14 protein-coding genes are annotated in these 13,096 nt (G+C 40.7%); 7 read left to right on the plus strand and 7 right to left on the minus strand.

Annotated features, from left to right (window positions below; all coding sequences use genetic code 11):
- The first annotated feature begins 263 nt into the window (after window positions 1-263).
- Window positions 264-443 (plus strand): hypothetical protein, encoded by a 180-nt coding sequence (locus OCU49_RS08515; protein WP_261844552.1) that lies wholly within the window; start codon window positions 264-266, stop codon window positions 441-443.
- Window positions 444-657: 214 nt separating this feature from the next.
- Here OCU49_RS08515 and OCU49_RS08520 read toward each other — a convergent pair whose 3' ends face one another.
- The 5 genes from OCU49_RS08520 to OCU49_RS08540 form a co-directional block, all read right to left on the minus strand.
- Entirely contained in the window at window positions 658-1,827 is a 1,170-nt protein-coding gene (locus OCU49_RS08520; protein WP_261844553.1) for an ABC transporter ATP-binding protein, read from the minus strand.
- Between the two features lie 104 nt (window positions 1,828-1,931).
- Window positions 1,932-2,492, minus strand: coding sequence for a c-type cytochrome (locus OCU49_RS08525; protein WP_261844554.1), 561 nt, complete (start codon window positions 2,490-2,492; stop codon window positions 1,932-1,934).
- Window positions 2,493-2,555: 63 nt separating this feature from the next.
- On the minus strand, window positions 2,556-2,843 hold the full coding sequence (locus OCU49_RS08530; protein ID WP_261844555.1) for a hypothetical protein: 288 nt from the start codon (window positions 2,841-2,843) through the stop codon (window positions 2,556-2,558).
- A gap of 38 nt (window positions 2,844-2,881) precedes the next feature.
- The gene (locus tag OCU49_RS08535; RefSeq protein WP_261844556.1) at window positions 2,882-3,733 is read right to left on the minus strand and encodes a copper resistance protein B; all 852 of its coding nucleotides are present in this window, start codon (window positions 3,731-3,733) and stop codon (window positions 2,882-2,884) included.
- The gene (locus OCU49_RS08540) at window positions 3,730-5,664 is read right to left on the minus strand and encodes a copper resistance system multicopper oxidase (protein WP_261844557.1); all 1,935 of its coding nucleotides are present in this window, start codon (window positions 5,662-5,664) and stop codon (window positions 3,730-3,732) included. The genes OCU49_RS08535 and OCU49_RS08540 overlap by 4 nt, the downstream gene beginning before the upstream one ends.
- Before the next feature lie 206 nt (window positions 5,665-5,870).
- Here OCU49_RS08540 and OCU49_RS08545 point away from each other — a divergent pair, with 206 nt between their 5' ends.
- From OCU49_RS08545 to OCU49_RS08560, 4 genes are all read left to right on the plus strand, one after another.
- Window positions 5,871-6,551, plus strand: a complete 681-nt coding sequence (locus tag OCU49_RS08545; protein ID WP_261844558.1) for a heavy metal response regulator transcription factor — start codon at window positions 5,871-5,873, stop codon at window positions 6,549-6,551.
- Window positions 6,544-7,935: a heavy metal sensor histidine kinase gene (locus OCU49_RS08550; RefSeq protein WP_261844559.1), complete on the plus strand. Its 1,392-nt coding sequence runs from the start codon at window positions 6,544-6,546 to the stop codon at window positions 7,933-7,935. The genes OCU49_RS08545 and OCU49_RS08550 overlap by 8 nt, the downstream gene beginning before the upstream one ends.
- Before the next feature lie 36 nt (window positions 7,936-7,971).
- Complete coding sequence (locus tag OCU49_RS08555; protein WP_261844560.1) at window positions 7,972-8,397, plus strand: c-type cytochrome; 426 nt, start codon at window positions 7,972-7,974, stop codon at window positions 8,395-8,397.
- Between the two features lie 91 nt (window positions 8,398-8,488).
- Window positions 8,489-9,568 (plus strand): PepSY-associated TM helix domain-containing protein, encoded by a 1,080-nt coding sequence (locus OCU49_RS08560; protein WP_261844561.1) that lies wholly within the window; start codon window positions 8,489-8,491, stop codon window positions 9,566-9,568.
- 112 nt (window positions 9,569-9,680) lie between these two features.
- On the opposite strand, the gene OCU49_RS08565 is transcribed toward OCU49_RS08560, so the two are convergent.
- Both OCU49_RS08565 and OCU49_RS08570 read right to left on the minus strand, forming a co-directional pair.
- Window positions 9,681-10,825 (minus strand): IS3 family transposase gene (locus OCU49_RS08565; RefSeq protein ID WP_261844562.1). Its coding sequence is split into 2 segments (ribosomal slippage): window positions 9,681-10,582 and window positions 10,582-10,825, totalling 1,146 coding nucleotides; the frame shifts between segments, so codons are not numbered across the junction.
- Window positions 10,826-11,029: 204 nt separating this feature from the next.
- Entirely contained in the window at window positions 11,030-11,251 is a 222-nt protein-coding gene (locus tag OCU49_RS08570; RefSeq protein WP_261844563.1) for a helix-turn-helix domain-containing protein, read from the minus strand.
- A gap of 86 nt (window positions 11,252-11,337) precedes the next feature.
- Here OCU49_RS08570 and OCU49_RS08575 point away from each other — a divergent pair, with 86 nt between their 5' ends.
- A complete protein-coding gene (locus OCU49_RS08575; protein ID WP_261844564.1) occupies window positions 11,338-12,498 on the plus strand; it encodes a hypothetical protein in 1,161 nt (386 codons plus the stop codon).
- 192 nt (window positions 12,499-12,690) lie between these two features.
- A complete protein-coding gene (locus tag OCU49_RS08580; protein ID WP_261844565.1) occupies window positions 12,691-13,065 on the plus strand; it encodes an elongation factor P hydroxylase in 375 nt (124 codons plus the stop codon).
- Window positions 13,066-13,096 lie beyond the last annotated feature (31 nt).

The raw sequence follows: 13,096 nt of genomic DNA on the forward strand, positions 1-13,096 counted from the left end.
CCGCGAAGTAAAGATTTAGATCGGGTTTGCTCAAAGCAGACTAAACGTTTAAACAACCGAATGTCTGCAAAGCGCCATTCACTACCTGTCGCGTTTCTGTTGTTGACGCGTCAGGGTAAAGCGAGATCCGAGATCGTAGACGATACAGAACGGGCTGTTAACATGAGTAAGTAATCCTACATGCTATGAGCATGACTGATCCGCATTTGATGGAGATGGGTGTTTACTATGAGTAATCAGACAAATAAGAACGAGAGTAACGCATGAAAAATGTCAAAAATACGGAAGCTAAATCTTCAGGGTGTCGTCTACTCAGCCAGCAAGAAATCCAAGATCTTCGAGAAGATATGCTGCAGGCGAGTAAAAAGATGAAGGAATATCTAAGGAATAAACGTTTGAGTCAGACAAAATTGCAGAAGGCTAACCCTTTTTCTAAAATGTAAAAACTCAGACTAAATTAGACAGTGCCCGCTTTCGATACATACTATAAGCCATGTCCGCTCTGTGACAAAAGATGACATTGTTGTTCGATTACATTGAAATGTTTTATAACTCAATTAGGATGCATGCTACACTAAAAAACTGTCTCTAATCGAATTTTTGAAAAGCAGCAGTTAAGCAACTAGTAGAGTTGTCTACGAAAAGCTGGTCAATTCACTAAAATGGAGTCTCTATAGATCTAGTATAATTGATCATTGCCGAGTAACGAGTTCTGGCATCTTGCAAAGTTTGATAGTATTTAAAAAGTTCACGTATTGCTGAAGCCAAGTCCTTATAAGAAGCAAGAGATGCTACAAGAGCACCTAGTGATAATTTTCCCTCAATTACCAAATACCCACCAACAGTATAAAAAAAGAATGGCGTTAAGTTCATAATAAAATTATTTAAAGACTTCATTATAAACTTTGTTTTAAATAATTTTAATCGCAAAAAGTATAGCTTATTGAACGATAAGCGTATCAGTCTTTGTCCAGCATTAATTTTATTGTCTTTTTCCTTAACTATCTGTTCATTTAAAACTCGAACTTCTTGTAACCTTTCGTATACTAAAGCATTAATTCTACGTTGAAAAATTGGAATAACGATCAACTGAACTGGTAATAACGCAATAACAGCAGCTCCCAAAGCTACATTTTGTAAGAGCATAAAAGTTATGATCGTAAAAACTGTCCCCCCCTGAATTAAAGGCACCGCAACCGAATCCCCTGAAAATGCACATATTGGCTCAACCTCCTGTAAGATAACAGGAGCTAAATGCTCTGACCTTTTATCTTTATCACTGCGTCGATGTAAACTAAAAATCATTAGCCTAAGTCTTTTTATTAATCCCTCACTGATACTCCCTTTGTAAAAATTCAAAATAAATTTAAGACCACCATTTACAGCAAGCGATATTAAATAAAGACCACACAAAAAGAATAGAAAATTAATTTGGGACAGGGACAAGAAAGTAGTACTCTGATCGTAACTATCACCATCCAATGCATTGTTTATTATTTGCTTTGGCAATTCTAAAGTAGCATAAGTTACAGGTAATATTAACAATGCACCAAGAGCGATATATATCTGTTTCTTATACGTATACTTTTTAATAAACAGAGTTATTCTTCCAGGAAGGTTTAAACTACAAACTTTTGAATTAGAAGAACGATTTTTTCTCTCTACTAATTCCCTGTTTATAACACGATATATATATGTAACCGCTAACATTAATAGCGTTAGAGGTGTGACTACTAATATCAAATGAATAATAACATGCAGCCAATGATGATCATGATCAAAGAACAACAGTGTCAGCTGACTACTTAAAGAGTGTATTTCATCCATTTATTTACTTGATTGCCTTCTTCTTAAAAGCGTTAGAGTTCAAAGATTTGCGAAGTGCAAAATCACATATGTAAATTGCAACCAGCACTTCACCTAAAAAAATTTTAATGATGTCCGCCAGAACTCTTTCCCCTTGCAGTTATAACTTGATACTGCTCTTCAGTCAGGTCTGGTAACCGTTTTATGAAAGCAATCATATTCCAGATTCTTTCATCATCATGACCAGGTGCCCAGGCAGGCATTCCTGATGCTTTAATCCCGTGCTTGATTATCCAAAAATTTCTTTGGTAATAAGCTGTCTCATCAGACATATCAAAGGTTAATTTAGTTAAAGCAGGAGGACTTGGATAAAGCCCTAATGTGAAATCAGTTTCATTAGTACCCGGTTTTAGATGACATCCAGCGCACATATCATTGTAATCGGCACCGCCTCTCAGTAAACGTTTAGGTTCGTTTAAATCTGTAGGTACCTGAATATCACCAGACGCTCTGGCTATGGAGCTTTCACGTAGAGTCTCTAATGCCCAAGTAGTTACATCATAGTGAGGATCATCAGCACCCATTGAATATAGCCCTGAGTAAAGGAAAGCGATCGCCGTAATAAAAAGTGTAACTAAAGTAATTATCAGATGTTTGAAGTATGATGTTTGCTTAATAAACTTCATTATATTCACCCTAATTAAAAACCAGCCCCGTATCGTCAAGACAATAAGGGGCAGGAAAAGCCTCTAGTGATGATCATCCTGATCAGAATGTTTTTTCTTGCCTTCATCACTATGAGAGTCTGATTTATTATTTTCTGGATGGTGATCGTTCATTTTATCCTTACACTGTTCCATCATAGCTACCATTACAGGATCACTCATATCCATTTTACTGTGGTCCATTCCTTTCATAGCCTCACAGTTTGGATCTTCAGCATTTTCCATATGTTCTGCTTCACTATGAGCCTGAACAGTCATCACTGAAAAAACTAAAGGTAATGCAATTAAAGACATGTAAAATTTTTTATTCATAATTCAATCCTAAAAGAAGTCATCGTTCTTATTTATTTTCAAAACCAGAATTTAATACCAACCAGATATTGAGTATCCTGAACCGACTCACCCTCACTTCTCGCAAAGTCAGCTGTTTTACCAAACTTATCAGTCCACTCAATACCTATATAGGGAGCAAACTGGCGGGTAATTTCATAACGCAGACGAAGCCCTAAAGCTGCTTGTGAAAGACCAGAGCCAATTCCATTTATTTCATCATCTTTGCCATAGAAACTAAGTTCAGCACGCGGCTGTAAAACCAACTTCTGAGTCAGTAACAGTTCATACTCAGCTTCCACTGAAAGCGCAGTACGGCCGCTGTCGCCTAAATAGGCAGTCATATCTACTTCAAACCAATATGGTGCGAGACCTTGCATGCCTGCTGCCAACCATTGCCGATCTTTTCCCTCACGAGACTGATCGACTCTGATACCTAACTGTGTATCAAAATATGCGTTATATGCATGGCTCCACAAAATATCGGTTTCGCTCTCCTGAAGACGACCATCTTCAACTTCACCTTCCGACTTTATGTAAAGTCGGTCATATGTTGTTCCATACCATCCCTGTACATCGAAAACTCCAGTTTCACTATCAGTATCGTATTCAAACCGATCACCAATAAATGCCCAAAACTTATGCTCGTCCGCTAGTTTTAACTGGCGCTCTTCCTGCGAATAAGGGCCCCTTTCAAAAGTAAAACCATCTGAATAAGCGTGAGGGTCCCGGGCATCCGGAGGAGCACTTCCTCCCTGAGGTTGCCCGATATCTGTTTCGGCTGAGAAGGCGACACTGGATAAAGTTGTTACAGCTAAAGCAAGAACTGCTTTATGAAAATTTTGCTTTAGTCCGACGATTGACGAATTCATGATACGACCACCTGGCGGAACATACCCGCGTCCATATGAAAGAGAAGATGGCAATGCCATGCCCAGCGACCTAAATCATGAGGCGTTGTCAGAAAGCTGATCCGTTGAGCTGGTTGCACAGAAATAGTATGGCGACGAACTAAAAGCTCACCTTCGGGAGATTCGAGATCGCTCCACATACCATGTAGATGCATTGGATGGGTCATCATTGTGTCATTTTGCAAAATGACCCGAATGCGTTCGCCCTGCTTCATGTATATAGGTGTGCTTTTGCCAAATTCGAGACCATCAATCGACCAGCTATAGCGTTCCATATTGCCAGTTAAATGAAGCTCGATTTCTCTGGTCGGCACCCGGTTATCATCCAAAATTCCATCTACGGATCTAAGATCAGAAAAAGTAAGAACTCTTCGATTATTATTTCTCAGCCCAATTCCTGGATCATCTAAATTAGTGCGGGGCATATCTACACGCATATCGACAGAAGGGCCATACTCAGTACTCGCATGCCGGACTTTCTGTGAAGGAACTGCCAGCGACGATGAACTTCCCTTCATTGAGTGCCCCATCGAACTATGATCCATCTCTGCTGCATCTGATTTCATGCTGTGGCCCATAGCACTGTGGTCCATCCTGGCTGAATCTGACTTCATGCCGTGGCCCATAGCACTATGGTCCATCTTGGCTGAATCTGACTTCATGCCATGACCCATAGCACTATGATCCATCCCGGCTGTATCCGACTTCATGTCATGACCCATACCGTGCCCCATCGCACTATGATCCATAGCTCCCATCATGTCTGACATTTCAAGCCATTGAGCGGAATCAAGCTCTGGAATCTGAGCAGTTACAGCTTCATTAACAGCCAGTGTTCCCCGTGCATATCCAGATCGATCCATACTTTGCGCAAAGATCGTGTAAGCATCATTTTTGGGTTCAACAATTACATCGTATGTTTCACCCGGACCAAAACGGAACTCATCTACATCGACTGGTTTTATATTTTGCCCATCAGCCTGCACAACTTTTAAAGATAAACCCGGTATCCGTACATCAAAGAAACTGTTACTTGATCCATTAATAAAACGTAAGCGAACCTTTTCACCTTGCTTAAACAGAGCACGCCAATCACCAGCTGGTGTTATGCCATTCATCAAGAAGGTAAAAGTTTCAGCTGATAGGTCGGCGAGATCAGTTGGATTCATACGCATCTGATTCCACATCCGCCGCTTTGCCAAAGCTCCGGAAGTTCCCATTGTGGAAACATCGTCAATGAAATCACCAACCACAGGCTGGTTAAAGTTGTAGATATCACTCTGGACTTTGAGCTTAGAAAAAACAGACATAGGATCTTCATCTGTCCAGTCTGAAAGCACTATGATTTGTTCCTGATCGGAAGCAATTGGATCTGCTTCCCGAGGATCTATAATCAATGCTCCATACATCCCGGTCATTTCCTGAAATCCACTGTGTGAGTGATACCAATAGGTGCCGCTCTGCTTTAAAGTGAATTGATACACAAACGTCTCACCAGGCTCTATCCCACTGAAACTGACACCCGGCACGCCGTCCATCTCAAAGGGAAGAATGATTCCATGCCAATGGATTGAAGTAGCTACTTTGAGACGATTTGTTACACGAATCGTAACTTCATCCCCTTCACGAAAGCGCAATGTAGGGGCAGGAATGGAGCCGTTGATAGTCGTTGCTATACGAGTAACACCGGTAAAGTTAACCGGCATTTCTTCTACAACTAAATCAACCACATTACCGCTTAATACGGGCGCTGATCCTAGCTGTGCATTTCCAACACTGGCCTGAAGCACGTTGGGCATTGCAGATAACAAGCCACCTGCTGCCAAACCTTTAACAAAAAGCCTGCGAGAAAAAGACTTCTGGAAAGCTGGCATTGATTTATCGGGTTTCATTTTCTTTTTTTCTCCGGCGTATCCTTTAATAAAGCATCGATAACATGCTTAAAAATTTCTTAATCTATAACTTTCAATAAACATCTTAGTAGCACGTAATTTACTCAAGCATGACCGACACATTACAAAGCTGTAATCTAAGAATTTAGACAAAATAATTGATATATAATGGCTTTATCAGGAAGGGCTAAGAAGGAGACATCAGAGTGCGACTGCTAATAGTCGAGGATCAGGAGAAAATCGGTGATTACATACGCCAGGGATTATCAGAGGCTGGCTTCACTGTCAGCTTAGCCCGAACAGGACTTGACGGTTACCATCTGGCTGTATCGGAACAATTCGATCTGATCATTCTGGATGTCATGCTGCCAGACGTTGACGGCTGGTTCATTCTGAAGTCTTTCAGAGAAGCGGGCCACAACACTCCTATACTCTTTCTGACAGCACTAGACAGTGTGGACGACAAGGTAAAAGGTCTGGAGTTAGGCGCTGATGATTATCTTGTTAAACCTTTTGCATTCGCAGAGCTTCTTGCACGAATCCGAACCTTGCTAAGGCGTGGCACTTCCGCACAAGTTTCAAATCAAATTAGCATTGCAGATCTGACACTTGACCTACCCAAAAGACGAGTAACCAGAAATGGGCAAAAAATCACACTAAGCCAAAAAGAATTTTCCTTATTGGAGTTCCTAGTCCGACGACAAGGAGAGGTACTGACGCGTACACTGATTGCTTCTGAAGTTTGGGATATGAACTTTAGCAGCGATACAAATGTTATAGATGTAGCTATACGTAGATTACGTTCCAAGATTGACGACGATTTTTCACCTAAACTCATTCATACAATCCGAGGCATGGGCTATAAGGTTGAAGTGGAAGATGAATAATACTAACCGTCCTATATCTCTTACACTTCGCACATTAATTTTCGCAAGTATAGCGATCAGTGTAAGCCTGTTAGTTACCGCCTTGTTAATAATGTCATCGGTACGCTATCACTTTATTGAACAAGATATAGATGAACTCAAAGTTATAAAAAAATCAATTGAACGTGTCCTGAAACAAAATAAAGACCCCAATAAACTGACCAACGAATTAATGCATGCAGTCTCAGGACATCATAGCGTTTACTACAGAGTTAAAAGTGAAAGCAATAATTTTACTTTTAATTCTAGCAAGATAAGTTTTCATCAAAACTCGATGCATTTATCACCAAGCAATACAACTAAGAGCGAAGATTTACATGTCTGGAATTATAATGACATAACCCTTCGAGGGATTGTGACGAAAGTAAATATAGGCGATACATCTTATCGGATTACTATAGCTACTGATATGGAACTTCATCTCGAGTTTCTCAAGAAACTAAAACGAAGTTTATGGCTTGTTATGATTGGTACAGGCATTGCTACAATTTTCATGACATGGTTTGGCATTCGGCGAGGACTCATACCTCTTAGAAAGCTAAGTAACAACATGAGCAAAGTAAAAGCTAATCACCTTAACCTAAGCATTGATATTGATACGGTTCCTATCGAGCTACAAGAACTTACAGAATCATTCAATCTAATGATTACCCGCCTGGAAGAAGGCGTTGAGCGCTTGACTCACTTTTCTTCTGACATTGCACATGAGTTAAGAACACCTTTAACAAACCTAACTACTCAAATCCAAGTCACACTTAGCAAGGCAAGAAGTTCAGATATTTATTTAGATTTACTGTATTCCAACCTTGAAGAACTGAACCGCTTAAACAAGATGGTTAATGAAATGCTATGGCTAGCTAAAAGTGATAACGAGCTAGTTAACCTAGACACTGAGTGCTTAAATTTGCTGACAGAAACAGAAGAAATTTGTGACTTCTATTCTGTGTTAGCAGAAGATAAAAATATCACTATTAATATTACTGGTGATTCAGTTTTTGTTTTTGGTGATAAATTACTACTAAAGCAAGCTATATCCAATCTTTTATCTAACGCCATTAACTACTCACCGCCAGAAGAAAATATTTCGATCAAAATAGAAAGTGATGAAGAAAATATTGCAAAAATACAAATTTCAAATACAAGCTACTGTGTTTCCAACAATGATTTAAAAAAGCTATTCAATAAATTCTACCGAGTATCATCTGACTCAAATGAAAATAAGCAAGGTGCCGGGCTGGGCCTTTCTATAACCAGATCTGTTTTTAAAACACATGATGGAAACATTGAAGCATCATTAAAAAACAACACTATAACCTTTGAAGCAAAAATCCCAAGAAACAGATAAAACCTGCCTTAACAAACTTAATAAACGCCAAATAAAATGATTAAAAATATAATAGTTTTACTAACATTAAGCATTACCTTGTCGGGATGCTTAGATAACGAGCCTAAAATTGAAGGTCGTTGGTATACACAAGTCCAAGTCGATCAAGGACAGGAAATATACACTACGAACTGTGCCGTTTGTCACGGTTCTGCTGCACAGGGAACTAGGGAATGGAACAAGCCCTTACCTGATGGTAAATACCCACCACCGCCGCTGAATGGTACTGCACATGCCTGGCATCATCCTCTAAAAGGGTTGAAAACATCTATCAGGGAGGGTGGAGTAAAACTGGGAGGCTCTATGCCTGCTTTTAAAGATAAACTTAGCGAAGATCAACAGGAAGCCGTAATAGCGTTCTTCCAAAATAAATGGCCTCCTCAAATCTATAACGCCTGGCTAGAACGAGGCGGGTTACGCTGACCCCTGTAATGTATAATTTGAAAGCTCTACTTTACTTCAGAAGTAACATATCTCTAATTAATACTCTCTCTTCCCTGTTGGAGAAGCTTTAGTGAAAAGACTGCATCTGGCCCTTGCATCAATATTTGGTATATTTTTTATTTTACTTGGCATCACGGGATCAACGCTTGTTTATCGTGACACTTTTACACAGATATCAGCACCTAAACTGGATATAAACTACCTTGATTACGAAGTGCATGACATAGATAGACTTATCACCGAATTAGAAAGCCACTATACAGAGTTAAAGGTTCGTTCAATCAAGTTGCCTGCTCACCCCAGAGATCACTACCTTTTTTCTATACGCTATCTGAACGATCAACAAGCCCAGTCTACTCAGATCTATATAAATCCCGTCTCAATGGCAATCAGTCCGGCTATCGAGCACAGAAATCCGATTGAAGCATTCGTCTATGAGTTCCATAGCAGCTACTTTATGGAAGAAAACGGAACAACACTTGTTGGTATCACGGGAGCTGGCATCAGCGTACTGGTTCTTATCGGGTTCTATATTTGGATGCCAAGTTCAGGCAGATTTAAACAATCGCTTCGAGTTCCTGAGAAATCAACAGGAGCAGTGCTTCTCTCATGGCTACACAGAACCTCAGGAGCTTGTTTTACCCCACTTCTTTTGATCATTTCATTAACAGGCTTGATGCTCGTCTTCAGGCCAGCCATGATTTTGCCTTTTTCCTCAAGCCCTGTTATCAGTCAGGTAGATAGTAAAACAATCACCTTTACATGCTTTAGCTCTCCAGGCATAGACGACTATCTATACTCAGCTGAACAGCTATTTCCTCAAGCTGATGCTACTCACATCAAATTGCCTAAGCGTGACTCCCGCCTAGTTGAGATAACTTTGCGTCATGATGACGAAGTAAACTCTGCACTTGGCCTTACCAAGGTTTATCTGGATACAAACTGCGCAGCTCCAGTAAAGTACAGAGATGGAAGAGCGCTGACACTAAGTGAGGCACTGACAGAAACAATAGTGTCTTTGCACAATGGCTCATTTTTTGGAGTTACCGGACAACTTATCTACTTATTGACAGGCATCTTGCCTCTATTTTTTGGCTTGAGTGGGGGAATCTTGTGGCTCAGCAGAAGACGTTTAAGAAGAGCTCGATAGTCTGGTGGTTTTACCCCGATTTGTCGGACACCTAGTTAAGAGTAGTTGGACTTACGCCATATCAGCGGACACTCATCTGAGTAATGTGGACTTACGCCATATCAGCGGACACTCATCTGAGTAATGCCATCTGCTCTTCATATGCCACAGGACTGATGTTGCCTATGTGTGCGTGGCGTCTTGCTCGATTATAAAAGACTTCAATATAATCGAATATTTCAGATCTCGCTTCTTCTCTGGTTTTAAATATATATCGACGAATCTTTTCTTTCTTCAGACTGCTAAAAAATGACTCAGCTGCTGCATTATCATAACAGTTACCACGTCGACTCATACTTGGCATTAAATTATGAGAAGCACAGAACCTATACCACTCATCACTGCTGTATTGAGAGCCCTGATCAGAATGAATAATGACTTCTTGTTGTGGGTTTCGCCGCCATACGGCCATTAGGATGGCATCTAATACTATTTCTTTCGCTAAAGTCGCTTTCATTGACCAGCCAATAATTTTTCGTGAATAAAGATCCATCACTACCGCAAGGTACAGCCAGCCTTCATAGGTACGTATGTAAGTAATATCGGTTACCCAAGCTCTGTCTGGCTGGTCAATGGTAAATTGCTGCTGTAGACGATTTGGTACAGCAACTAACGGCTTATGATATTTATAGCCAGGACGCTTATAACCACGTACGGCCTTGATTTTGTTCGCTTGCATGATTCTGGCAACTCGGTTAAGGCTGACTTTTTCACCAATTTCTCGCAAGTCTATCCAGATTCTCGGTGCGCCATAAATTTGATTACTCGCTTGATGAGAATCATGAATCAATTCCAATAGTCGTTGGTTTTCGAGAGATCGCCTGGAAGGCGGCCTGTTCAACCAGTCATAATAACCACTGTGCGAAATACCTAAAGCACGGCACATCCGACGAATGGGATAGCATCCCCGATGTTGCAAAACAAACGCATACTTTAGTCGGGGTTCTTGGCGAAGTATACGGCGGCCTTTTTTAGTATTTCTCGATCTTCTTTAACCCGCTGGAGTTCGGCCTTTAACTTTAGATTTTCTCGCCTGATCTCACGAATTTCTGCTTCGAAACGATCTTTTTCATCAGGCTCACATGCTTTAACCCATTTATATAAACTCTGAGCCGAAACGCCTAACCGCTTCGCTACATCAGGGACGGTATAGCCCCTTTCGATGACCTGCTTAACAGCCTCATCTTTGAATTCTTCGGTAAATCTTGCCTTGGTCATGGATCTCTCCCATATGCTTTAAATTAAAGTATACGAGTGTCCGTCGAAATGAAGGAAGTCCACTGGCTTAACATCAATCATTCTTATAGTAATTGGTTTACCCCACCATATAGGGCACCTGGTTATCATGACTGCTTCTGGCACAAAACAGGCATCCTCAGCTAGATCAGGTCGGACAGGTATTGTCAGATTCAGTCCCGATTTTTACACCTGAGAACGAGGAAAAAGGTCTGCTACATCAATCTCAAGAGCATCGCTGATCTGATAGATTTTTGTAAGTGTGATATTTTTTTCGCCCCGTTCAATGTGTCCCATATAGCTGCGATCAACTCCTGCCAAGGCTGCCATTGCCTCTTGAGACAATCCTCTGTTTTTGCGTAATTCTCTCACTCTTTGCCCGAAAGAAATTAACTTCTCGTTTCGCATCTACTCAGTCCCGCTTCAAAGAGTAGAACTATCACGAGACACTGCATACAATTCCACGGACTATAATACCCATTTGGAGAATTTGGATGCTTTTAGAAGTCAAATCTGATGTGAAAAGTCTTGTTGATTTATGTAAAGACTACTGGCAACTAAATGATCAAGATTCGTTTACCTATACAGTTAAAGAAATTGCCGAAAAGCATTCTATGGAAGCCCATGTCGTTAGCAACCTCGTTAGTAAGCGTGCCTATGTATCGTTCGAGGATATCTGCTGTCAGAGCTGTCGGGTTCCATATCGTCTGACTTCACGTTCTCAGTACAAAAGCCGTAATCTATATGCAGATACCCTCTGTAAGACTTGTTCAGATGCCGAGCATCAAGCGTTGATTTATAAAAAGTTGAGCATTATCGAGTCAATTAAGGGGGCAGTATTAAGTGATCAAAAGGATACACAGCAACTTAGCTTACAAGATAAAGTCTATCTTGCTTCTGCAATACAAGCTTTAGGGCATGAAAACCTAGCGCAACTTACATCATTAGCTGATAACTCATCTTGTAGATTATCACCAGAAACCGCTTACGACAGGATGATTCTGAAGCACCTCATTGATAAGCGAATTTCATGGATTAGTGATAGCACACCACTAACATCGATCCGAATTCAAGACAATGATGTTTTGAATTTAGACTTTGCCAATTGCTGCCTTGAGATACCCTTTCAGTCGTCCAAATTGATGAGTCTTATCGATGAGTTTTCTTTAGATAGTTATCAAAAAGAGCTCAAGCAAAGCGACGAATTTTTCCATCTATGTTCTGAAGTTCAGCTATTCGAGTGTTTAGCATTTCTGAAGTACAAGCTGACCGAGCATCAGTTGCATTTTTCCCCAGGTGACAAAACACGGTTGGTTATGTCTCAGTGCCTTAGATACTTTAGTGTTGCTCAGACGTACAACTTCATATGGCGAGCGGTAAAAGACTCAGCTGCATATTACATGAGAGGTGGGATTGGAAAGCGACAAGCAGCCAACTCCGTAGTAGGAAATATTTGCAAAAATATGGACAGGGCCTTAGTCAACAGTTGGGAAGTGACGCCCTTTAAAAGAAACTACAAGCTGCCTCAGTCAGCAATTAGCCAGCTTTTATTCAATACTGTTTTAAGAACTGATGATGGAGGCTTTCACTATAAGTTGAGTGATCTTAAGTCATTACATTGCGATGTCAGCACGCAGCCTCTTGCAATGGGGTAGGGAGCCGTACAGAATGTGATTAAGGCATCAGCTAGGTTGATGGGTTGTTAGGTACATCACTTAAATATAGACTGAGTTTGATGTACAAATCAGTGTCCCATGAGCGTTTTTTGTACACTTTTAAGCAAATTTCCAATGATTAGCCCGTTTTAACTTTTTCGATATTAACCAGAGAGTTATCTATGTACATTAATGATTATGATGTTAGTAGAGCTCAGCCACTGGTGTGTAGCAGGACCCAACCGTTGGCACTTAGAAGATTTTGGCTACTGGTATAAGCCCGATGGCCGCAGTGCTGCAGAACAAGCTGAATTTGAACGGGTAGAGATAAAACCACAGGCATTCGAATGGTTATTCAGCCATGCTGCCGGACGAAGGTTTCATTTCAGTGCGGATAATCTGGCCAGTGATATCGGTGCCAGTGAAAGCTTTAAACAAAATGTTGTTGCACAGGTTCAGCAGTTTTTATCTGATGGGCTGCCGTCCAGACCTGCATTACTGATTGCTGCTCTGCAGGAAGAGTTTGCAACTGAGCATCTGCAAGCAGAAGAGTTTACCCTGGATTAAAAAAGCGGCTGATATGAATGTCAGCCGCCCT

Origin of the sequence: Aliamphritea ceti (assembly GCF_024347215.1) — a bacterium.
Lineage (GTDB): Bacteria > Pseudomonadota > Gammaproteobacteria > Pseudomonadales > Balneatricaceae > Amphritea > Amphritea ceti.